Annotated in this window: 18 protein-coding genes; 11 read left to right on the forward strand and 7 right to left on the reverse strand. The window is 57.6% G+C overall.

The window, feature by feature from the left end:
- Positions 1-48 precede the first annotated feature (48 nt).
- Positions 49-606 carry an acyloxyacyl hydrolase gene (locus tag V6582_RS02855; protein WP_156633481.1) on the forward strand — a complete coding sequence of 186 codons (558 nt, stop codon included), beginning with the start codon at positions 49-51 and terminating at the stop codon, positions 604-606.
- 25 nt (positions 607-631) lie between these two features.
- On the opposite strand, the gene V6582_RS02860 is transcribed toward V6582_RS02855, so the two are convergent.
- Complete coding sequence (locus tag V6582_RS02860; RefSeq protein ID WP_197434452.1) at positions 632-973, reverse strand: DUF1127 domain-containing protein; 342 nt, start codon at positions 971-973, stop codon at positions 632-634.
- A 96-nt stretch (positions 974-1,069) separates the two neighbouring features.
- On the opposite strand from V6582_RS02860, the gene V6582_RS02865 reads away from it, so the two are divergent.
- Positions 1,070-2,494, forward strand: coding sequence for a PLP-dependent aminotransferase family protein (locus V6582_RS02865; protein ID WP_156633482.1), 1,425 nt, complete (start codon positions 1,070-1,072; stop codon positions 2,492-2,494).
- Positions 2,495-2,512: 18 nt separating this feature from the next.
- Here V6582_RS02865 and V6582_RS02870 read toward each other — a convergent pair whose 3' ends face one another.
- The 5 genes from V6582_RS02870 to V6582_RS02890 all read right to left on the reverse strand — a co-directional run bounded on the left by V6582_RS02870 (position 2,513) and on the right by V6582_RS02890 (position 7,594).
- Complete coding sequence (locus V6582_RS02870; protein WP_197434454.1) at positions 2,513-3,127, reverse strand: ABC-type transport auxiliary lipoprotein family protein; 615 nt, start codon at positions 3,125-3,127, stop codon at positions 2,513-2,515.
- A 29-nt stretch (positions 3,128-3,156) separates the two neighbouring features.
- Positions 3,157-4,524, reverse strand: a complete 1,368-nt coding sequence (locus V6582_RS02875) for an MlaD family protein (RefSeq protein WP_156633483.1) — start codon at positions 4,522-4,524, stop codon at positions 3,157-3,159.
- Positions 4,525-4,530: 6 nt separating this feature from the next.
- Entirely contained in the window at positions 4,531-5,352 is an 822-nt protein-coding gene (locus tag V6582_RS02880; protein WP_337739353.1) for an ABC transporter ATP-binding protein, read from the reverse strand.
- Between the two features lie 63 nt (positions 5,353-5,415).
- On the reverse strand, positions 5,416-6,546 hold the full coding sequence (locus tag V6582_RS02885; RefSeq protein WP_156633484.1) for an ABC transporter permease: 1,131 nt from the start codon (positions 6,544-6,546) through the stop codon (positions 5,416-5,418).
- Positions 6,547-6,733: 187 nt separating this feature from the next.
- Positions 6,734-7,594 (reverse strand): UDP-2,3-diacylglucosamine diphosphatase, encoded by an 861-nt coding sequence (locus V6582_RS02890; protein WP_337739350.1) that lies wholly within the window; start codon positions 7,592-7,594, stop codon positions 6,734-6,736.
- A gap of 181 nt (positions 7,595-7,775) precedes the next feature.
- Here V6582_RS02890 and V6582_RS02895 point away from each other — a divergent pair, with 181 nt between their 5' ends.
- The 4 genes from V6582_RS02895 (at position 7,776) to V6582_RS02910 (ending at position 13,533) form a co-directional block, all read left to right on the forward strand.
- Positions 7,776-10,082 carry an NADP-dependent malic enzyme gene (locus tag V6582_RS02895; RefSeq protein ID WP_156633510.1) on the forward strand — a complete coding sequence of 769 codons (2,307 nt, stop codon included), beginning with the start codon at positions 7,776-7,778 and terminating at the stop codon, positions 10,080-10,082.
- Between the two features lie 362 nt (positions 10,083-10,444).
- Positions 10,445-11,185, forward strand: coding sequence for a helix-turn-helix transcriptional regulator (locus V6582_RS02900; RefSeq protein WP_156633485.1), 741 nt, complete (start codon positions 10,445-10,447; stop codon positions 11,183-11,185).
- A gap of 299 nt (positions 11,186-11,484) precedes the next feature.
- Entirely contained in the window at positions 11,485-12,129 is a 645-nt protein-coding gene (locus V6582_RS02905; protein ID WP_156633486.1) for an acyl-homoserine-lactone synthase, read from the forward strand.
- Between the two features lie 231 nt (positions 12,130-12,360).
- Positions 12,361-13,533 (forward strand): DUF2865 domain-containing protein, encoded by a 1,173-nt coding sequence (locus tag V6582_RS02910; RefSeq protein ID WP_156633487.1) that lies wholly within the window; start codon positions 12,361-12,363, stop codon positions 13,531-13,533.
- 164 nt (positions 13,534-13,697) lie between these two features.
- Here V6582_RS02910 and V6582_RS02915 read toward each other — a convergent pair whose 3' ends face one another.
- Positions 13,698-17,123 (reverse strand): DUF3971 domain-containing protein, encoded by a 3,426-nt coding sequence (locus V6582_RS02915; RefSeq protein ID WP_197434453.1) that lies wholly within the window; start codon positions 17,121-17,123, stop codon positions 13,698-13,700.
- A gap of 220 nt (positions 17,124-17,343) precedes the next feature.
- Here V6582_RS02915 and bcp point away from each other — a divergent pair, with 220 nt between their 5' ends.
- The 5 genes from bcp to V6582_RS02940 all read left to right on the forward strand — a co-directional run bounded on the left by bcp (position 17,344) and on the right by V6582_RS02940 (position 22,142).
- Complete coding sequence (gene bcp / locus V6582_RS02920) at positions 17,344-17,817, forward strand: thioredoxin-dependent thiol peroxidase (protein WP_156633489.1); 474 nt, start codon at positions 17,344-17,346, stop codon at positions 17,815-17,817.
- 147 nt (positions 17,818-17,964) lie between these two features.
- Positions 17,965-18,747, forward strand: a complete 783-nt coding sequence (locus V6582_RS02925) for a ferritin-like domain-containing protein (RefSeq protein ID WP_420360218.1) — start codon at positions 17,965-17,967, stop codon at positions 18,745-18,747.
- Positions 18,748-18,890: 143 nt separating this feature from the next.
- Positions 18,891-20,180 carry a M23 family metallopeptidase gene (locus V6582_RS02930; RefSeq protein WP_420360219.1) on the forward strand — a complete coding sequence of 430 codons (1,290 nt, stop codon included), beginning with the start codon at positions 18,891-18,893 and terminating at the stop codon, positions 20,178-20,180.
- A gap of 167 nt (positions 20,181-20,347) precedes the next feature.
- Complete coding sequence (locus tag V6582_RS02935; protein ID WP_156633492.1) at positions 20,348-20,572, forward strand: hypothetical protein; 225 nt, start codon at positions 20,348-20,350, stop codon at positions 20,570-20,572.
- 118 nt (positions 20,573-20,690) lie between these two features.
- Positions 20,691-22,142, forward strand: coding sequence for a cryptochrome/photolyase family protein (locus V6582_RS02940; RefSeq protein ID WP_156633493.1), 1,452 nt, complete (start codon positions 20,691-20,693; stop codon positions 22,140-22,142).
- The last annotated feature ends 103 nt before the right edge of the window (positions 22,143-22,245 follow it).

Raw genomic sequence — 22,245 nt, forward strand, 5'->3', positions numbered from 1 at the left:
TTGAACCTCGGCGAATCATCGGGATTCGAACGAGGAATTTGAATAACAATGATAGCGCTGTCTTCGATAAAAACATCGGCCTTGGCCGGCCTTTTACTATTTACCATCACCACCCAATCCGCATTTGCTGACGACACTATTTTTGACGAGTTGCGTTTCGGGGCCGTCACCTCAATCCAGGGCCATGAACATGGCGGTGCCGGTGAAGTCACCATGTTGTTCGACCCATTCTCCCGCGATTCTGCCTCTGGTTTCCTGGACAGCCTTGCGCGGCCAAGGGTGCATGTCGGCGGAGAAATCGGTGGCGATAGCCTCAACAATCAAATCTATGCCGGCTTCAGCTGGACGACCGACATCTTCTCCTCCAAAGCCTTTATCGAAGCAGGCTTTGGCGGCGTCATCCATGATGGTGCCATTGACGAGCAGCACCGCAACGGCCCGGATCTCGGCTGCCGCGTGCTGTTTCGTGAATATGCGGCGCTCGGCTACCGCATCAACAAGACCTGGAGCGTCATGGGGCAGATCGAGCACGCTTCCAATGCCGATCTCTGCGATCCGAATGATGGCATGACCCGGGCGGGCGTGATGGTGGGTTATAAATTCTGACGACTGCGCTCAACGATCCCTTGGACTACAGCAATGGGAATTTGATAGGCGCATAATGCTGGTGTGCCGAATGTGATGGCAATAGCTCAGCCGTCCAGTGCGGGTAAATGGACTTGCGCATTTCCACGCGGACTTCATCACGCGATATGCCGATATCGCGCAACAGACGCGCATCCAGATCCGTTAGGTCCCTTCGGGTCCGGCGCGTCACCTGCCACCGCTTCAGCCGTGCCCTTACCGTCCCGATGCCTATCAGAAGCCGCCATGCGGGACCGCGTAAAACACTGCCGTAATCATCGTTTGGCTGGGCACTGCCAGCAGCCTCTGTTTCCCGCGGGATAATTGTATCTATTGTCACCATCACCATCGTTCTGAAATCCAGTAATCTTCGATTGCATCACTTGTTATCTGTATATTTATAGATACAATCGCGCCAACGAAGGTGACAATAAGGATAATTGTCATGGTAACACATTGGCTCCCCGACCTCTCGGCAGCAGAGGGCCCGCTTTATATCAGGATTGCGGACCGGGCAGAGGCGGACATCAAGACCGGCAGGTTGTCGTCCGGCGCCAAGCTGCCGCCGCAGCGGGATCTTGCTTTTGATTTGAAGGTAACAATCGGGACAATTACCCGTGCCTATGCACTATTGCGGGAACGTGGACTGGTGACGGGAGAAGTCGGACGCGGCACTTACGTCCAGGCAAGCCTGGCCGAGAGCGAAATCGATATTCATCGCGACCCGGTTACCCTCACCTATGGCGGCACCCGAACCCTGTCGCCACCGCCAGGCAAGCTGCGCTTTGACACCACCGCCGCCATCGATGTAGGCCAGGCGGATATTATCGGCCGGCTGATGACCGACATCGCCCGCGATCAGCCGGACGAGATCGCCAGCTACACGCGGACCCTGCTGCCGGATTGGCTGGAGGCAGGCCGCCGCTGGCTGTCGAATGGCGACTGGAGCCCGGAGGCTGCCAATATCGTGCCGCAGATGGGCGTACATGCCGGGGTCAATGCGGTGATCGCCGCCATCAGCGGCACCGGAGACCGGATCGTTTGCGAACACCTGACCTATTCGCAGATTGCCCGCAGCGCCTCGCTGATGGGCCGCCAGATTGCGTTGGTGGATTCCGACCATGACGGCATCATGCCTGAGGACTTTGAACGGGTCTGCGCACGCGAGCACCCAAAGGCAGCCTTCATCATGTCGTCAGGCCAGAACCCGACGCTGTCTTGCCTGCCCCTGTCACGGAGGCTGGAGATCGTAGACATCGCCCGCCGTTATAATGTCTGGCTGATCGAGGATTACATTTATGGGGCGCTGGTCGGCGATGGCATTCCGCTGCTGGCCCAACTGGCGCCAGACCGGACATTTCTGCTCAACAGCCTGTCTAAATCCGTCGCAGCCGGAGTGCGCGGCGGCTGGGTCGCCTGCCCCGATCATATGAGCCAGCGCGTCCGCGTCACCCAGAAAATGGTCTGCGGCGGCCTGCCCTTCCTGCTGGCGGAGCTGTCGGCGCGCCTGGTTCTGTCGGGGGCTGCGGATGATATTCGCGGGCGGGTGCTGGAAGAGCTTTCGGCCCGGGAACAGATCGTCCGACAGCTGTTTGAGGGCTACGAATTCCGCTCGCATCCACGCCTGCCGTATTTCTGGCTGAAACTGCCGGAACCATGGCTGTCCGGCACATTCAAGCAGGCCGCGCTGGACCAGGGCGTATTGATCGATGATGAAGACGAGTTCAAACCGGCCCGTTCATCCCGGGTGTTTCACCATATCCGCGCTGGTTTCAGCGAAGGGCGGGATAGAAGCATCGCAGAAGGTGGCCTGATCACGCTCAGGCGGATTCTCGACCAGATTCCGGTCGGCAGCAACGCCGTCATGTGACGGCGTTGCCTCCAAGGATCAGATCGTCGTCAGCGTCCAGTTGACGATATCGCCGCTCACCTGTGCGAAAGCCTGCGACAGAGCGTTGACAAGCGCCTGATTGTCGCCGCCACGGGCGGGAACGCTGGCAGAAAACACCTTCTGGGAAATCACACTGCCATTGCGATCATTGAGCAGCTTGACGGAAATCTCGACATTGGCCCGGCGAATACCGCCAGCCTCAACTTCGAACGTCCTGATATCGGACAGCAATTGATAATCGATTGCCAGGCCCTGCCCCGGCTTGCCGACGCCGCCGAGCTTACCGGTATTTTCGAAAGCCTCGACCAGTTTCGACTGCACCATACGTGGCAGCTTGTCGCTCCATTGCGACTTGGCCAGATATTGCATTTCCGTGCCGGAAACCCGCACCACGATCATGTCGCTGTCGAGCACTTTCAGCGCGGTCGGATCGGCAACCAGAACCTGCCGCTTCTGGGCCGATTGGGTCGTGGTGGCGGCACGGATACTGGCCAGATCGTATGTGTCGTTTGGCGTTGTGCCGCAGCCCGCCAGCATCACGCCGAGAATGGACAGGGTACAAGCGGCGCGCAACACCGCCTTTGGACGCAGAACCGCTAAAGAATACCCCATCATCTGTCCCTTTTTCACGGAAAAACCTGTCACCGTCTTGTCCGCCCATCATATTGCTTGACGTTGTCGCCACCGAAGATCAGCCGTTGGGGATCACGATCAAAATTGCTGATCGTGTCATCCAGGTTCTTCACGGTGCTGCGCGTATCGTTGACCAGCGTCTGAATGTCCTTCAGGCCGGAAGACGAGAACTTCGACAGATTGTCGGCAATCGGGCCGATCTTCTGGTTGAGATTATCAGCCACGGCGCGAATGGACTGGAGGGTACGCTTGGCCTCGGCCGAGAGCGAATTGGTATCGTCGGAACCCAGCAACGCATCGACCTTGGCCAGAATGCCATCCACCCTTGTCGAAGCATTGTTCAGCCGGTTGGAAAGCTGGGTAAAGTCGCTGATTGCCTGGTCGATATCCGGTTTACGATCCTTGAAGGTCTCGGTGACCGATTGGACATTGGCTGCTGCACTGCGGGCGTCGGTCACGGCCACGGAAACGTCATCCACGACACGCGAGACCTTCTGCGTATCGATCGCGGCGATCAGCGCGTTGACCTGCCCAAGCGTTCCCTCGGCCTTCACGCCGAAATCATTGAAGGTTTTGGCGGTTGCCGAAAAATTGTCGACGGCAACGCCGACCTTGTCGGAGGCATCGGCAATCTTGCCGGTGAAGGTTTCGGCATTGGTGAGGATCTGGTTGACCTTGTTGCGGTCTACCGCTTTCAGCAGGTCTTCGGCTGCGGCAAGCGTTGAATCAAGCCGTCCGGATAGGCCGGTGATCGTATCGGAAAGCGCGCTGACGCTCTTCAGGAAGGTGTCGATGCCATCGGCATTGTCGGCCAGAGCCTTGGAAAAGGTTTCAGCGTTGCGCATCGTATTGGTCAACGGTCCGCGCGCATCGGCGACGAAACCCTGGACATTGGCGATCGCGTCATCGGCGCGCTTCATGATCTTGTCAGCGGTCGCCAGAAGATTGGTCAGGCTGGACTGATCGGCCACCAGAACCGCCGTCTTGCCGGTGTCCTGGGCTTTCTTCAGCAAATCGTCGCCACCGACGCCACCCGACATTTCGACATAGGCCGCACCGGTCAGGCCCTGGACCTCAAGTGCCGCCTTGGTATTGGAGCGAATGGGCGCATCCTGCTGGACCTGCGTCTCCGCGATGGAAAAGGCCGGATCGTCACGGTCAATGCTCAAGGAAACGACCGAGCCGATCTGGATGCCATTGAAGCGCACCGGCGAGCCGACGCTCAAACCATTGGCGGAGCCAGGAATGCGGATGGTCAGCGGTGACATGGGACCGCCCCGGCCATATTCGGCCATCCAGTAGACAAAACCAAATGCCGCAAGGATCACAAGAAGCGTGAACAGGCCGACGATGGTGTAATTCGCTTTGGTTTCCATAGGATCTCAATCAATCGTGCGGGCAATCGCGCGGGAGCTGCGCATTTCCTGATGTTTGGGAATGGAGCGCGCCCGCTTGCCCCGGAAATAGGATTTTACCCAGTCATCGTCGCAGGCGAGCATATCCGTTAACGGTCCCTCAACCAAGACTCGTTTCTGTCCGAGCACGGCGATGCGGTCGCAGACGGAAAACAGGCTGTCGAGATCGTGTGTGACCATATACACCGTCAGCCCCAGCGTATCGCGCAGGCGGGCAATCAAATCGTCAAACTCGGCAGCGCCAATCGGATCGAGGCCGGAGGTCGGTTCATCGAGAAACACCAGGTCCGGATCGAGCGCCAGCGCACGCGCCAAAGCCGCCCGCTTGATCATGCCGCCGGACAATTCGGAAGGGTATTTGTCCCCGGCATCCGCAGACAGGCCGACCATCTGGATTTTCAGATAGGCCAGCTCATCCATCAACACTTGCGGAAGCTTCAGATATTCCCGCATCGGCAATTGGATGTTTTCCTTGACCGTCAGCGCCGAAAACAAGGCGCCGTGCTGGAAAAGCACGCCGAGGCGTGTATCGAGATTGGAGCGTTCGGCAGCGCTGACCGAATCGTAGTCTGCGCCCAGAATGTGGATCTGACCGGCCTGACGCGGCAAAAGCCGCAGCACTGTGCGCATCAGCACCGATTTGCCTGCACCCGAAGCCCCGACAAAACCAAGAATTTCGCCGCGATAGACATCGAGATCGAGATTGTCCAGCACCAGCTTGTCACCGAAACCGACCGTCAGACCACGAACGGACAGCACCGCTTCGCGCCCTTCCTGAAGCGGCGGCACCTCTTGTGTCGGATGATTGTCTCTGTCTTGATTGTTCAGGTCTTGCTGTTCCACGGCGGCCCCTTAAAAATTGATCGCTGCGTAGAAGACGGCAAACAGCCCATCCATGAGGATGACGACGAAGATCGACTTCACCACCGAGGCCGTGACGTGCTGGCCGAGCGATTCGGCGCTGCCACCAACCTTCATACCTTCCACCGCCGCGACGATGCCGATCACCACGGCCATGAACGGCGCCTTGATCAGTCCGGCAGCGAAGGTGGCGTAATCCACGGCGTCATGCAGACGGGTAACAAAGACCTGAAAGGTAATGCCGGAATAGGCAAAAGAAACGACCGCAGCACCGTAAAGTGCCGCAAAATTGGCGATAACCGTCAGAAGCGGTAGCGCAATGACCAGCGCGACGATACGCGGGAGCACGAGAACGCCGATCGGATTGAGACCGATAACCTTCAGCGCATCCACTTCCTCGCGCATCTTCATCGAGCCGATTTCAGCGGTGATGGCGCTGCCCGAACGGCCAGCGATCATGATGGCGGTCAAGAGAACGCCGATCTCGCGCAATTGCAGAATGCCGACCAGGTCGACCACAAAGACTTCGGCGCCAAAATAGCGCAGCTGGAAAGCGCCCTGCTGGGCGATAATTGCCCCGATCAGAAAGGACATCAGCAGGATGATCGGTACCGCCCGCAGACCCATATGGTCCAGCTGATTGACGATGGAAGCGATGGACGCCCGCCCGCCACGTCTTTCCTTGGATTGCGTGCCACGCACCGCCGAGCCGAGCACATAGCTCATGGCCAGGACGTCTTCGAACAGGCTGACGCTCATCTTGCCAACCGGCTCTAACACCCGCTGGTAGAAGGGACGGTGATCCACGACCTTTTCTGGCAAAGGCGGCTGCTCCGGCAGCGCGGAAATCAGCTCCCGCATCGCGTCGCTGCCACCGACAATCTGCACATCGCCCTGCCTGGCGGCGGCCAGTTCCATGCGGCGGATAATCCATGCGCCCGATGTATCGAGACTTGAAATGCCGGTAATGTCGATCTCGACATGGCCGTTCAGCGTTTCGCGCATTTCCAGCAGTTTTGGAATCACGGTATCGACCGTGGTATTGCGCCACGGACCGCTCAGGCGAAGCCGCTGCCCGGCCTCCCCTTCCAGCTGTTCGGCATCGACCGTGGCATTGTCCATCTGACCGGAACTCAAAACGTATACACTTTCAAAGCCATCACTCAGAGAGTGGGCAAGCCGCCATCGGCTTGATGCTGGCGACTATATATCGTTCCCTCGCGACAATTCCACTGATCTTTACGTGAAAAGTGTCGATCAACCCATGGGTAACACTTCGGTCCACAGGCTTTTGTCACCTATAACCATTTTATGCGTTGCAGCGCGCCGCCTGTGTTTCTGTTCCAGCGGGGTTTTCCACCGGAAAGATGCGAATCGGCTCCGGTGGCCCCAGCAGATGCGGTTGCGTGGCGGCGTTATAGCGCGTGCCCCATTCGATCAGTTCGAAATGCCCATCGAAATGTTCGGCCACCGCGGTGCAGCTTTCCACCCAATCGCCGGTATTGATGTAATGGATGCCGCCGACATCCTCCATCACGGCGTGATGGATGTGGCCACAGATCACCCCATGCACGTCGTTGCGGCGCGCTTCGTCGGCGACGACTTTCTGGAATTCGCCAATAAAATTGACTGCATGCTTGACCTGTAGCTTGGCCCAGGCGGAAAAGGACCAATAGGGCATGCCCATCCGGCGGCGGACGGCCGCAAGAACCACGTTGATGGCAATCGCCATATCGTAAGCCCAGTCCCCCATATAGGCGAGCAGGCGCGCATTGCGCACCACCACATCGAACTGGTCGCCATGCAGAACCAGATAGCGCTTGTTATCCGCCGTCTCATGAATCATCTGGTCCAGCACTTCGATTCCACCGAAATGGGTACCGGGAAAACCCCGGAGGAACTCGTCGTGATTTCCGGGGATATAGACAATTCTTGTGCCCTTGCGCGCCTTGCGCAGCAATTTCTGCACCACATCATTACAGCCCTGCGGCCAGTACCAGCTGCGTTTCAACCGCCAGCCATCGACGATATCGCCAACCAGAACGATCGTGTCGGCATCGTAAACACGCAGGAAATCCAGCAAAAAATCAGTTTTTGCGGCCTTGGAGCCGAGATGCACATCCGAAATGAAGAGGGTTCTCACATGCCGCGTTTCGGTTTCGTCGCTCACGGGAATGGTCCTTTACGATCAGCTTTGGCATGCTCTCAAAATCAGACTCGTGTTTCAGGATGATGACACGGGCGGTACACCGATGGGCTGCAATTGCCATGCCCACGAGAAATATGTTCTGGTCCGTGGAACGATTTGTTGTATGAGGGGGGAAGAGATGAACGATGAACCGGCAAGAAGCATGACCGACGACAAAACAAAGACAAATGCGCCCGCATCTGGTGATCTGGACGAACAGGCGCTGTTTTACCATCTGCATCCCCGTCCCGGCAAACTGGAGATCCAGGCCACCAAGCCGCTGGGCAACCAGCGCGATCTGGCGCTGGCCTACTCTCCCGGCGTTGCGGCTCCCTGCCTTGCCATTCGCGACAATCCACAGGCCGCTGACGATTACACGGCGCGCGCCAATCTGGTCGCGGTGATTTCCAACGGCACCGCCGTGCTCGGCCTCGGCAATATCGGCCCGCTGGCCTCCAAGCCTGTCATGGAAGGCAAGGCCGTCCTGTTCAAGAAATTCGCCGGCATCGATGTATTTGACATCGAAGTCGACGCCATGACCGTCGATGCCATGGTCTCCACCGTCGCCTCGCTGGAGCCGACCTTCGGCGGCATTAACCTTGAAGATATCAAGGCGCCGGAATGCTTCGAGATCGAGCAGCAATTGCGTGACCGGATGAATATTCCGGTGTTTCACGATGACCAGCACGGCACCGCGATCATCGTCGCCGCCGCTATTCTGAACGGCCTGGAACTGGCCGGTAAAACCATTGGCGACGTCAAGATCGTCGCGTCAGGCGCAGGAGCTGCGGCTCTGGCCTGCCTCAACCTTCTGGTTGCGCTCGGCGCGAAACGCGAAAATATCTGGGTTCACGACATTGAGGGCCTGGTCTACAAGGGCCGCAACGAGCTGATGGACCCCTGGAAAGAGGTCTATGCCCAGGAGAGCGACAAGCGGGTGCTTGCCGAAAGCATTGGCGGCGCCGATGTATTCCTCGGCCTGTCCGCCGCGGGCGTCCTGAAGCCGGAACTGCTGGAACAGATGGCGCCAAGCCCGCTGATCATGGCTCTGGCCAATCCAAAGCCGGAAATCATGCCGGAACTGGCGCGCACCGCCCGTCCCGACGCAATGATCTGCACCGGTCGTTCGGACTATCCCAACCAGGTCAATAACGTTCTCTGCTTCCCTTATATCTTCCGGGGTGCGCTGGATTGCGGCGCGACCACGATCAACGAAGAGATGAAGATGGCCGCCGTCAAGGCCATCGCCGCGCTGGCGCGCGAAGAAGTCTCAGAAGTGGCAGCCAGGGCCTATACCGGCGACTCGCCGACTTTCGGACCTGAATACCTGATCCCCTCGCCCTTCGACCCACGCCTTATCCTGCGCATCGCGCCCGCCGTGGCAAAAGCCGCTGAAGAGAGTGGCGTCGCCCGCAGGCCGATTGCCGATTACGACAGCTATCTCGATACCCTGAGCCGTTTCGTCTTCCGCTCCGGCTTCATCATGAAGCCGATCTTTGCCAATGCAAAAACGGCTGTGAAAAAGCGGGTGATCTTTGCCGAAGGCGAGGATGAACGCGTGCTGCGTGCCGCCCAGGTGCTGCTGGAAGACGGGATCGGCGAGCCGATCCTGATCGGTCGTCCGCAGATCATCGAAACGCGTCTGAAACGCTTCGGCCTTCGTATCCGGCCCGGCACCGATTTCGCCATCGTCAATCCAGAGGACGATCCGCGCTACCGTGACTATGTCGACGATTACGTGGCGCTGGTTGGACGGTCGGGCATCAATCCCGAAGCGGCAAGAACCATCGTGCGCACCAATACGACCGTGATTGGCGCACTGTCGCTGAAGCGCGGCGAAGCCGATGCGCTGATCTGCGGCGTCGAAGGCCGGTTTGACAGACATGTCCACGATGTCAGCCAGATTCTCGGCAAGAAGCCGAATGTCCGGGACTTTTCCGGTCTCAGCCTGCTGATTTCCCAACGCGGTGCGGTTTTCATGACCGATACATTCGTAACGGAAAATCCAACGGCGGAAGAAGTGGCGGAAATGACCATTCTGGCCGCCCAGACAATTCGCCAATTCGGCATCACGCCGAAAGCAGCGCTTCTGTCTCACTCCAATTTCGGCTCGCGCAATTGCGAAAGCGCCCGCAAGATGCGCGCAGCACTTGAGATCCTGCGCAAGGAAGCGCCTGACCTGGAAGTTGATGGCGAAATGCAGGGCGGTTCGGCCCTGTCGGAAACCTTGCGTCGGCGCGCCATGCCCAACAGCACGCTGTCGGGCGATGCAAACCTGCTGGTCTTCCCCAATCTGGATTCCGCCAACATCTCGCTGGGTATCGTTCGTACCTTGACCGATGCGCTGCATGTTGGCCCGATCCTTCTGGGAGCGGCCCAGCCAGCGCACGTTCTGTCGACGTCCGTCACCTCACGTGGCGTTGTCAATATGGCCGCTCTTGCCGTGGTGGAAGCCAACCAGCAGGACTGACCCCCACTTTCGATCTTTCGCATTCTGTCATCACTCAGGTTCATTCCGAACCTGAGTGATTTTTTTTGCCTGCTTGCGTTTCCGTTCAGAAAAACGGGGTCCGCTTTTCCTGGCAAATGCGACGCCGGGCCCGATGAGGATGCCGGTCTCGGGCACCATCTATTTATGATGCTCTCAATTGCTCTGGTTCTCTTACGCTCTGTTTCCCTTGCTCTGTTTCTTCCAGAAACGGAGCTTTCGGTGTTCGAGCCGGGCACCGTCGTCTTCGCAAGACATAAAATCGCAGACCTGAAACCTTATTCGACACATGGACATTTGCCCTCAAAGGTAGAAAATAAACCCTTAAAAATTGCGGGGCTTTCATGTTTGACGATGACATTTATTTCAATTTGCTCGATTGGCTGGAGACCGCCACCAGCGCGAAATGGACCGATTTCCTGAAGCGTCTGCAAACCAGCTACAACCTGTCGGGCTGTCTCTACATGGACGCTTCCATCACCTCGGCAGGCGCCCAGGTATATCGATACGGGCATACATTCGATCAGCAGGCAAAAGACCCTATCCTCATGCTCGATGCGCCTGTTTTGCGTAACGTCTTGTCACAGCTCAGCCGGGCCATGGAACCGGTGGATATGCATGACCTGGCGCAATTGAGCGAAGAGGGCCTGCTGTTGCGCAGCAAGCTGCGCGATCTGCCCTTGCCGAGGCAGGCGGTCAGTTATCCGCTGCTTTCGGTCGATGGGCGCGGCGCAATTCTCGCTATTGCAAGCAATGCGTGTGAGGAAGAGTGGCGACGCTTTCGCCGCTGCCATGACCGCGACGTTCATCTTCTGGCAGGAAAATTTCACGCAGGCCTGATCAAACGCTGCGATGGTGCCCGGATTGAAGCGTTGCCCACCCTCACCCGACGGGAACAGGAAACCCTGCGCTGGACGGCTGCTGGCAAAAGCTACTGGGAAACTGCGGTTATCCTTGGAATCTCGGAACGGACCGTGCGGTATTTCATGGCCAATGCCCGCATCAAGCTCGACGCCGTCTCCAACACTCAAGCGGTGGCAAAAGCACTGCAACGCGGCCTGATTCCACCTGAAGCGCCATTATAACGGGCCGCCACCCTCCACAACTTATCTTAACCAAACATCTCCGCAGTTGAGTGATACGAACTATCATTGACGATGGCAGTGCGTATTGTTTTTACAAAAATTTCAGGCCGGTGATGTGTTTTAGATATCTGCAAGGCCTTCAAGACCGGATGTGGGTCACATCTTCGATGCCTTGGTATGAAATGGTGAATCGGAACAGTTTAACGGTCAATTCTTGTCATTTAAACTGTCACTACCGTCAGTTTTATTGGAATTTTTTTACACCCATATTGTGTCACCTTCCAATCAAGGAGACACGCATGCTCAAAATTCTGAACAGCCGACATAAGCAGACCCAACAGGCGGCATTGGCAGATATGTTTCGCCTGCGAAAAAAAGTATTTCATGATCTTTTGAAATGGGATGTCGTTGTACAAGGCGATTTCGAGATGGATCATTATGACGATGCCAATCCGATTTACGTTTTATCTTATGACGACCGGACAGGCCGGTTGCGCGGCTCGCTCCGGCTGCTGCCGACGCTTGGCCCGAATATGCTGGATGATACTTTTCCCGTTCTATTGGACGGAAAACCGGCCATTCGTGACATTGCCATGTGGGAATCGAGCCGGTTCTGCATCGACCCGGACATTTCCCTGGATCGCTCCTCCAACCAGGTCAGCATTGCCGCAGCCGAGCTGATGTGTGGTGTTGGTGAACTGGGCCTTGCATCGGGGCTTACGCATATCGTCACCGTGACAGATGTGTTTTTGGAGCGGATGTTTCGCCGCATGGGCTGCCCCGGCGAACGGATCGGTGCGCCGCATAAGATCGGCTCGGTTCATGCCGTGGCAATTGCCTGGGAGATCAATGGCGGCATGCTCGATGCCATGAAAAACACTGCCGCCATCACCGGACGCCTGCTCGACACTCCCATGTCACTGGAACAGGCACGCGCCGCCTGACGCGGGATCTCTTATACGAAGAGATCCCACAATGGCTCTTCGTATTGTCAGCCTCTTGGGCCCGGCAGAGGGGATTGCTAAAACAGGATTACGGGTTGGCGTTTGCGACGCCCTGCCCTATGTTCCCTATCACTTGGCTTTATGTCGCATGACTTAAAGTCACTTGGCTTGTTTAGTTTCCCGTCAACCGGCCCAATAGCATGGCCCCAATAGCATGGCTTATGGATCCGCATGCGCGCTATCGCTCTCATCGTTGTCGCGTCCTGTTGTTTCATTGCCCTCGGGCCAGCCGGTTCGGCATGGGCCGCCCCAAGCTGCGAGGCCATTCGGGCCGAGCTTGCCCAGACACCTGTCGTGATTGGCAATTCTCAGGACGTACGCGCCTATTCGGGAGCTGTGACCCGACAGGATTTTGAGATCCGCAAATTGCAACGCACCATGCAACAGGCCGGATGTTCCTCCAGTATCGCCGTTCTCGACGGCCATGGACAGGATCTCTGCGCACCGATGCAGGAGAGCCTTGCCGTCATGCAGGAAAACAAGCGTCAGCTTCTGATCGAACGCAACGCAGCGGGCATGAAGGGCGGCGTCAATCCCCGTCACGAGGAGCTGACGGCTGCCTTGCAATCGAATGGCTGCGATGTCACCGAACCGGGCTCGGCACTCCAGGACGCGGATGACAGCCAGGACACGGTCAGGCCCTATGAGGCCCCTGTTTATCCCGATTATCCATTGCGCAACGAGGCGCAGATCTCATCATCGAGCGATGGACTTATGCTGCCTTCGGGACAGGGCGGATACAGAACTCTTTGCGTCCGCACCTGCGATGGTAGCTTTTTCCCGATCTCTCCCAGCACGCCCGCCCGTGATTTCGGCCGCGATGCCGAAACATGCAACCGGCTTTGTCCTGGGACAGAAGCCGAACTCTATTATTCCCGGCTCACCGACGAGGCCAAGGATATGGTTTCAACCGTGACCGGCCAGCCTTATCGCGATATGCCCCATGCCTTCGCCTATCTCAGCCGCGCGCCCGGACAGCCTGGACAATGCAGTTGCAACAGAAGCGGTTCTGACGGCTTGCAGACCAATGCTCCAAAGCCTGGTTTAGGGACTGATTCTGGCGGGTCCTCAGTCATTTCCATCACATCCAATGGATCGGCCGCCGGGACGAGACAGTTGGAGGCTCCATCTGGAGCGCAGGACAAACCATCGAAAGATCAAAAGGCGACAAATGGCATGGAAGCCACGAATAAGCCGCTGCCTGAGCCAGAGGCGGTGAGCCGACCCTATGATCCCGGACGGCAATCCGTGCGCCGCGTCGGCCCGACCTTCCTGCCGTCCAATACCAGCCAGATCGACCTCATCCATCCAGCGCTTCCGGGCGCTCAACCGGTTCAGGAATAGGCACTGCTTGAAGCATCATGCCCATTCCGGTTTTCTGCCCGATCTATGGAGCGGATAACAGGGCTAGAGTTTGTCAGGGAAAGTGGAACCCAATTTTCCCGAACAGACAAACGAAAACAAAAGAAAATAGAGTCTTGTCTGGTTCAATCTGAACCTGACAGACTCTATTGGAATTCGAAGATCTGGCGGAACATGCCGGGGGCGATGATCGATAGCGGGTTCACCACCAGATGCGGGGCATCAACCGGGCCTTTCAGCTTGAAGGTAATGCCCAAAAGGCCACGGTCCCGGCCATTGCCAAGAATGGCGCCGATAATCGGAACTTCCGCGAACAGACGATTGAGACCATAGGCGGGCATGAATGTGCCGGTCATCTCCATCTGGCCCCTGGTATCCTTGATGGTACCCTGGAACGATGCGCCGACCTGTTCGCCACGGACGATGCCATTATCGGTCCTGAGCACGCCGTCCTGATAGACCAGCCGGGCGAAGGCCCGCTGGAATTTTTCCGAACTCACATCCAGATCACGCTTGACCGCCGTATTCAGGCTACGGCCATCATCGGTTGCCGGCGTCGTGACAATTTTCTGCAACCGATCCTCATTCTCGACCCGGAAATTGCGCAGATCAACATTGCCCATCCAGTTCTTGTTCAGATCACCACGGATTTTCACGTCCAGCATGCCACCGCGCATATGGCTGTAGAGATCGACAAACCGCACCAAAGTGCCTGCATCGCTGGAAATCAACGATATGTCATTGCCATTTCCAGCCTTGGCCGACTGAACGACAACCGCCTGGCCGGTATCGGTCACGGCACTCATTTTCAGCGCGGTTATTGCACCCGACCGGGAACCATAAACCAGCCTGACGCCGGAAAGGGATTCGTCATTGAAACCAATCAGTTTGTCGATATCGACATTTATATCGACATCGGTCGAATTGCTTGACGAGCGACCGTCGCCAGTCGCGCCATTAGAAGAGCTACCGGATTTCAGCTTTTTCAGGAAAGCACGGCCATCAACGCTGCTGCCGCTGACCTTTGCGTTGATGACACCCTTGTTGACCTGAACCGAAAGGCCGAAATCATCGGCGGATGCCAGTTTGACATGGTCGAGATCCGCACCAACCAGTCCATTGGATTTGGATACCACAAGCTTGCCGGTCGCCCCGAACCCGTCGCCATCGAGATTGAACTTGTCGAGCATCAGCATGCCGGACTTGTCCTGCAACTCCATCGACACCCTGGCGGGAATACCGGAGCCCTTGGTCCAGCCGATAACCGGGATGTTCAAAGTCGCGCGCGACAGGTCGCTTTTCACCAACTGGCGGTTATCATCGAGGCGCGACACTTCCAGATCGATCGTACCACCGACAATGTCGCCAAGGCCTGGAACGAGCTTGGCGCGCTGGCTGTCATTCAGCTGTCCTTTCACCGTCCAGCTTGGCGCTCTATTGGAACCGCGGTCGACCGGCTGGGAGAAGTCGATCTCAACCGGCACGCCATCGATCTGTGCGCCCCCCTGCAAGACGGCATTTTGCGGATCGACTACCAGCGTGCCATCGAAGCCCGTGATCTTCTTGTCCATATAGGGCCGCTTGAGATCGACTCCCTTCAAATCCAGCGATGCCTTCCACACTTCCGGCGGAGGTTTCTGATCGGCAATAATGCCACCATAGAGCTGGACATCGGCCTTGATCTCGCCGGCAAAATCCTCTGGCACGAATTCCGTGCGTTGCAGGGCTTGCATGGGCTTGAAGGTTGCAAGTTCCGCCATGGCATCAGCCGGGCCGCTGACGGAAACGGCGATATTGGCCATCAGAGGCTTCTTGTAGGTATTGGCGATGGCAAATGTGCCTTTGTCCAACTTGACCTTGCGCCCTGAGGGAAAATAGGAGGTGCCGCCATCGATACGCACCTGCAAATCCGGCCCCGTCAGGTCGAAATGCCCGGCAAGATCACGAATCGGCGGCAAGTCACCGGTGACGTTCATCCGCGCACCGCTGATATCGAAAGCGATTTTCAGCTCGTCAGGCCCCAGATCCAGAGGCTGCGGTATAGGCTTCATTCGTCCGGCAGGAATGAGCACATCGATAGAGGCATTGCTGATTGTACCGCCGAACAGATTGGCCTGCACCCAGGTCCGTGGCTTCATGGCCATCCAATAAGGCCAGAGCTGCTTGACCATGGCGGTGCGCATCTCAAACAGTTTACCGCTGAAACGGATTTCCGGCGACGCACTGCCGAACTGCACATTCAGCGTGGATTGCATGCTGCCATGCGGCGTCGACACCGCCAACTCGCTGAATGTCAAATGACGCTGGCTGGGAATGAATTGTCCAAAGGCCTTCAAAGAAAACGGAAACGGTTGCTCTCCCGATGATTCCACCGAGGCCGTGCCCTGATCGACCAGCAGATCGATACCGATACCCTGGGCATCACCCGGTACGGATTGCAACCGGTCGAGATCGATGAAGCCGCCGGAAAACGGCACATGGGTCGGGCCGAAATCCACCTCAGAGGGTCGGATTTCCGCCGTCAGCTTATCGAAATCATAGGCGAGATTGATGTCGGCCCGCGTCAGGTCCTGCTTGTCGCCATCGACATAGAGTATGCCGTTTTCTGTCCGCAACCGCGCCGATAGCGCCGGTCTCTGGCTTTGTGACTGCCGCAAGGCGTAGAAATCGATATTGATGCTGGTATCGGCCCCGTCCCGCCAGACCCCGGTAGGGGTGCGCTTGATCAGGAAGGGCGTGGCGATCAGATCCGTCACCGTGGCTGTCAGAGAGGTGGTGCGGGTTCCGTCAGTCACCGCCTCGGCGGAGATCATGCTGACCTTGCCGTTGATGGATGCCTCGCCCTCGATGGCGAGCGAATCGTTCTTCCTGCGGGTCAATGTCAGGTCTTCGACCTGCACATCCACCGGCTGGCCAATTCCGTTCTTGGCAGGCAAGGTGATGCCACCCAGGCGCAACCGGTCCAGACCGCCCCGAACGATAAAGCCACGCACATTGTCCAGATTGCCGAACATCGTTTCCATGAACGCCGGAAACTTGTCGATCCGCAGCGTGGCAAGATCCAGATCGCCGCCCTGAAACAGCCGTGAACTGTCGAAATCGATGCCGGTCACGTCGATTTCGGTCACGGAAACCCGCCCCATCAGCAGCGAGATCGGATCGATGACCAGTTTGACGTCGCCGGCTTTGGAGACCACCTGCTGGGTTTTCGGATCGGTCAGGGTGACATTCTGCGCGGCGACCGCCAGATGCAAATTCTTGGAAAGACGAATGGAGGTCTGGTCGATATCGGCTTTCAGGTCGTCGCCAATCGCGGATTGAAAAGCGGCGCGTGCACCGGTCGACAGGGCCTGGTCCAGCGTGCCGGTTTCAATCGCGATTGCCGCCGCCCCCAGCATGGCCATCAGCGACAGGACGATATAGGCGCCAAACCGCATCAATCTGGTAAGTGGCCCACGCCGGCGCGGGCAATGCACGATCAAGGGATCATCGACCTGCGCCGACGGCAAGGTCTCGAGGGCAACAATGTCGCCTTTGCGAAAACGGATTTTCTCGCCCCGGATTTCTCCCATGCCCTGGCCTGTATCTCCGATATTTCCTGAAGTTCGACGGGCTGTTAGCGCACCGGCAACCTTATGATTCCAATGAATGACCGAATTCGACATGTGCCTTGACTGCGCGCAGCAAACAGAATTCTGATGGCAAATTCATTACACTGGACGCGCGTCATCTGCGCTATATATCCGTCCCGGCCTTATATTTCCACAAACCGGGCAAAAGAAAGGTATCAGCATGGCGGAATTGTCGATTGGGGACATGGCTCCGGATTTTACGCTACCACGCGATGGCGGCGGCACCGTGAACCTCTCCTCCTTCAAGGGCAAGCAAGTGGTCGTCTATTTCTATCCCAAGGACGATACCAGCGGCTGCACCGTAGAAGCTACATCCTTCACTTCCCTGATACCGGAATTCGAGAGTTCCGGTGCTGTTATCATCGGCATTTCCCCAGACACGGTGAAAAGCCACGATAAATTCGTCGCCAAACACGGCCTTGCCGTCATGCTCGGCTCGGACGAAGAGAAGACCACGCTGGAAGCCTACGGCGTGTGGAAGGAAAAAAGCATGTATGGCAAGACCTATATGGGGGTCGAGCGCAGCACCTTCCTGATCGATGCCGATGGCCGGATCGCAGGCGTCTGGCGCAAGGTGAAAGTGCCTGGTCACGCTGAGGCGGTGCTGCAAGCCGTAAAAGACAAGGCCACTTAGAGCATCGTACTGAAAACCGGTTCCCACTTTTCGGTCCGATGCTCTAGCTGGATATTTCGCCTGGAATCGATGGCGATTTCGGGAATTATGCAGTAAATGCCATGCATGTCTCATAGCATGATAAAATCCCTGAGAGCGGGTGCGACGATGGCAATCGCCGCAACCGACCTTGATGAAAAGACCGGCCTTGCGCAGGAAACCGCCCGCCGCTGGCATGGCCGGACCCTGTCGCTGCGCTCGCCGCTCGACCCACCGCTGCCGGACCGTCCGGGGCGTCCGGCCAATCCGGTTCTGGTACCGCCAAAGGCGACGGAAAAACGGTCGCTGCACACGCTGAAGGGCCGGATCGCCATGCTGCATTCGCTGGCCCATATCGAGTTGAATGCCGTGGATCTGGCGCTGGATATCGTTGCCCGCTTTGCCAGCGAACCTGTGCCACATTCGTTTTTCGACGGCTGGATGCAGGTGGCCTTTGAAGAGGCCAAGCATTTCGGCCTGGTGCGCGACCGGCTCCGGGCGCTCGGGGCTGATTACGGCGACATGCCAGCCCATGACGGCCTTTGGCAGGCCGCCCATAGCACCCGCACCGACCTGACAGCCCGACTTGCCGTCGTGCCGCTGATTCTTGAGGCGCGCGGCCTGGACGTAACCCCGTCCCTTCAGGAAAAGATGCGCGAGACCGGCGACATCGACAGCGCCGATGTGTTGAAGATCATCTATGACGACGAAAAAGGCCATGTGGCTGTTGGCGCCAAATGGTTTCGCTTTCTTTGCGCCCGCGAAAAACGCGACCCGGCCAAAACCTTCCAGCAATTGGTTCGCGCCAACTTTCGTGGGACGCTGAAAGCACCGTTCAACGACATTGCCAGGGCCGAAGCCGGGCTGACACCTTCCTTTTACCGGGTGCTCTCCTCCATCAGCCACGCCTGAAGCATCTCGGGCACAAGCAACATTTTGTTAACCTTAACAGGATGTAATCACCTCGACAGAATCGGGTCTGCAATCTGGATCAGAAGTTACGGATTGGCCATGCGTCACGCGCAGCGGCTGTAACGATGCGCGAGGTCGGCATGATGAAGACACGCAGCCGCAAAGGCTTCAGCAAGCGTCAGCGCCAACAGCATGTGCTTATCCTCGCGTCCGGGGAAACCATTCGCCATATGACCCTGCGCCCGTGGATGGCAGGTGCAGGTCTTTGCCTGGTGGTGGCCGGTGTGGTCGGCTATCTCGGTGCGACCTCCTATCTCATCATGCGCGACAATCTGATCGGAGCCTCCATGGCCCGCCAGGCGCATTTGCAGCACGATTACGAAGACCGGATTTCCGCCTTGCGCGCCCAGGTCGATCGAGTCACGTCCCGGCAATTGCTGGACCAGCAGGTGGTGGAGGAAAAGCTTCAAACCCTGCTCGAAAAGCAGATGGCGCTTTCTGCGCGATCCGGCAAGCTTGGATCGCTTCTGGACCGTGCCGAGGAATCCGGCCTGACGCCGAATGAGCCTTCAGCGCCTGTGACGCCGGATAAATCCGCGTCTGTCGCACCTGTGGCCAAGGGCAATGCACTGGCCGCCCTCAATCGGATGCTCCATACCGACCCCACAGACACACAGGAAAGCGATGGTCCGGCACTGGGCTTTATGCCCGCCCGTGAAAGCGGCGCCGACCGGGCCGACCGGGTTTTCCGCAACGTGACCCTGTCGCTGAAATCCATCGAACAACAGCAGAAATCAAGCATCCATGCACTGACCGCCGAGGCAAGCGACAAGGCCGGTGCTATAGAGCAGGTCTTGACCGACAACGGCATCCACATCGACAAGCCTGAGGCTGGCAAGGATGGAATGGGTGGCCCCCTGGTCGATGCCGACCCGAAACTCGGGATCGATACCAGTCTCGATGGGTTGGACAGCGCCCTCAATCGCCTGGATGCCGCACGCGATACGGCAAAGGACATGCCTTTTTCCAACCCTGCCGCTACCCGCGAAATCACCAGCCCGTTCGGCAACCGCCCTGACCCGCTGCTTGGACGGCTAGCCATGCATACCGGCATAGATTTCCGCGCAACGAATGGCTCTCCTGTCAAAAGTGCCGGTGCTGGAACGGTGGTCACGGCTGGGCCGACGGGCGGCTATGGAAATATGGTGGAAATCGACCATGGTCAGGGACTTTCCACCCGTTACGGCCATATGTCGAAAATCCTGGTTCGTCCGGGCGAAAAGATCGAGGTCGGTCAGTTGATCGGCCTTTCCGGGTCAACCGGGCGTTCCACCGGGCCGCATCTGCATTATGAAATTCGCAAGAACGGCAACCCGATCAATCCGATGAGCTTTCTGGCATCAGGAATGACATTGAAGCCCTTTATTCAGTAGGCGCTCCCATCGGGAGAAATCGCTCGGTTGGAGATGAGATTGGCGGCACTTACCAACGCAACCCGTTATTCATAAATGTCTGTTAATGCATATCCGCAGATACAAGGATATGTCAGGGGACCTGAGTTGCAAACAAAGCAGCTCAACACACAAAGCGGAACGGTACTATGTGGCTTGAACTGCATGACGGCGACGGGTTTCCCTTCTTCGTCAATATGGACAATGTCGTTGATTTTCGTTGGTATGAACGAGAAAAATATACCAGCTTGCTGACCACGGCGCCGGTCGCGGAAAAACTGCATATGCTTTACGTGCGCGAAAGCGCGACCCAGATCATGCAGATGATCCGCCAGGAGCAAAACCGCCAGGCTGGTAAAGTGGGCGGCGCCTAAAGCATCGGCCCGGATGTGGAACCGGGTTTCTGCACGATGCTCTAAGCACGGCAGAGATTGATCCAACCCCTTTCGCCTCGCGTAATGGTATAGGTTACTCCTGAATCAGCGAGCCGCCATGCCAAATGCCAGCCCTAGTCCGACCATCCTTTGGTTCCGCAAGGATCTGCGTCTCGACGACAACAGAGCACTGCACGCGGCCTTCGAGACCGGAAGCCCGGTCATCCCCCTCTATATCCTTGAGCCCGAAGAGATGGGAACCGGCCCGCTCGGCCCGGCGCAGGCCTGGTGGCTGCATCACTCCCTCGTCAGCCTCGGCCAGTCGCTTCAATCCTACGGCAGCCGATTGGTTCTTCGCCACGGCCCACCGAGTGACGTCCTGCGCCATCTGATCGAGCAGACCGGCGCCAAAGCCGTGCATTGGAATCGCCGTTACGATCCGTCCGGCATGGCCACGGATACGGAGCTGAAAGCTGCTCTGCGCAGCGACGGCCTTGAAGCCACCAGCCATGCTGGCTTCCTGCTGCATGAACCGTCGAAGGTGAAAACCGGGAGCGGCGGGCCTTTCCGTGTCTACACACCCTTCTGGCGCGCTCTTGAAAAGCAGGGCGATCCACCAGCGCCCATCGAGAAACCCAAGACCCTGCATAACCCTGCCGATTGGCCGGATAGCGACCGGTTGGAAGACTGGCAACTGCTGCCGACCGCGCCGGATTGGGCAAAGGAGTTTTCGGAAGTTTGGACCCCGGGAGAAACCGGCGCTCAGGACAAACTGAGCCTGTTTATCGATCACGGCCTAAAGGGTTACCGCACCCAGCGGGATTTTCCCGCCCTGCCCCATACATCCGGCCTGTCACCGCATCTGGCATTGGGGGAAATTTCTCCGGCGCGAATCTGGCACGCAACCATCGGCCTCAGCGATAATGTTTCCAGCGAAGACTATGTGCATTTTCGAAAAGAGTTGGTCTGGCGGGAATTTTCTTACCACCTGCTGTTCCACTTTGCCGATCTGGCCAGCCAGAACTGGAACGACCGCTTCAATGACTTCCCCTGGGAAAAGAACGCGGCATTTCTATCCGCCTGGCAACGGGGCCAGACCGGCTATCCGATTGTCGATGCAGGCATGCGCCAACTCTGGCGGCACGGTGTCATGCACAATCGTGTGCGGATGATCGTCGCTTCCTTCCTGATCAAGGATCTGATGATCGACTGGCGCGAAGGCGAAGCCTGGTTTCGTTACACATTGGTTGATGCCGACCCGGCTTCCAACGCCGCCAGCTGGCAATGGGTGGCTGGCTCCGGAGCCGATGCCTCACCATTTTTCCGGATTTTCAACCCGGTCACCCAAAGTGAGAAATTCGACCCTGACGGCGACTATATCCGCCAATTCGTTCCAGAGCTGGCAAAGCTGCCCAACAACCTGATCCATCGCCCATTCGAAGCCCCCGCAGCCCTGTTGGAAAAGGCCGGTGTTACGCTTGGCAAAACCTATCCGGCGCCTTTGGTGGATCACAAAAAGGCACGAGCTGTGGCACTTGAGGCTTATAAATCAACCGGCGCGCCGGAATGAATAACAGCCTCGAGGGCATTTTCTCCACATGCTGAGGCAAGGTTTTCCGGGTTGGTGCCACAGCAAGAAATTGCATTTCTTGTCATGCAGGGCTTGTAGACCG

The organism is Agrobacterium vitis (genome assembly GCF_037039395.1).
Taxonomy (GTDB): domain Bacteria; phylum Pseudomonadota; class Alphaproteobacteria; order Rhizobiales; family Rhizobiaceae; genus Allorhizobium; species Allorhizobium vitis_E.

What these genes read in the sequence shown, in the direction of transcription:
- V6582_RS02870 (WP_197434454.1), bottom strand. Translation starts at nt 3,127, where the DNA reads ATGGGGTATTCTTTAGCGGTTCTGCGTCCAAAGGCGGTGTTGCGCGCC.
- V6582_RS02935 (WP_156633492.1), top strand. Translation starts at nt 20,348, where the DNA reads ATGTGGCTTGAACTGCATGACGGCGACGGGTTTCCCTTCTTCGTCAAT.
- V6582_RS02875 (WP_156633483.1), bottom strand. Translation starts at nt 4,524, where the DNA reads ATGGAAACCAAAGCGAATTACACCATCGTCGGCCTGTTCACGCTTCTT.
- V6582_RS02905 (WP_156633486.1), top strand. Translation starts at nt 11,485, where the DNA reads ATGCTCAAAATTCTGAACAGCCGACATAAGCAGACCCAACAGGCGGCA.
- V6582_RS02910 (WP_156633487.1), top strand. Translation starts at nt 12,361, where the DNA reads ATGCGCGCTATCGCTCTCATCGTTGTCGCGTCCTGTTGTTTCATTGCC.
- V6582_RS02895 (WP_156633510.1), top strand. Translation starts at nt 7,776, where the DNA reads ATGACCGACGACAAAACAAAGACAAATGCGCCCGCATCTGGTGATCTG.
- V6582_RS02930 (WP_420360219.1), top strand. Translation starts at nt 18,891, where the DNA reads ATGAAGACACGCAGCCGCAAAGGCTTCAGCAAGCGTCAGCGCCAACAG.
- V6582_RS02865 (WP_156633482.1), top strand. Translation starts at nt 1,070, where the DNA reads ATGGTAACACATTGGCTCCCCGACCTCTCGGCAGCAGAGGGCCCGCTT.
- V6582_RS02885 (WP_156633484.1), bottom strand. Translation starts at nt 6,546, where the DNA reads ATGGACAATGCCACGGTCGATGCCGAACAGCTGGAAGGGGAGGCCGGG.
- V6582_RS02860 (WP_197434452.1), bottom strand. Translation starts at nt 973, where the DNA reads ATGGTGATGGTGACAATAGATACAATTATCCCGCGGGAAACAGAGGCT.
- V6582_RS02855 (WP_156633481.1), top strand. Translation starts at nt 49, where the DNA reads ATGATAGCGCTGTCTTCGATAAAAACATCGGCCTTGGCCGGCCTTTTA.
- bcp (WP_156633489.1), top strand. Translation starts at nt 17,344, where the DNA reads ATGGCGGAATTGTCGATTGGGGACATGGCTCCGGATTTTACGCTACCA.
- V6582_RS02900 (WP_156633485.1), top strand. Translation starts at nt 10,445, where the DNA reads ATGTTTGACGATGACATTTATTTCAATTTGCTCGATTGGCTGGAGACC.
- V6582_RS02915 (WP_197434453.1), bottom strand. Translation starts at nt 17,123, where the DNA reads ATGGGAGAAATCCGGGGCGAGAAAATCCGTTTTCGCAAAGGCGACATT.
- V6582_RS02925 (WP_420360218.1), top strand. Translation starts at nt 17,965, where the DNA reads ATGGCAATCGCCGCAACCGACCTTGATGAAAAGACCGGCCTTGCGCAG.
- V6582_RS02940 (WP_156633493.1), top strand. Translation starts at nt 20,691, where the DNA reads ATGCCAAATGCCAGCCCTAGTCCGACCATCCTTTGGTTCCGCAAGGAT.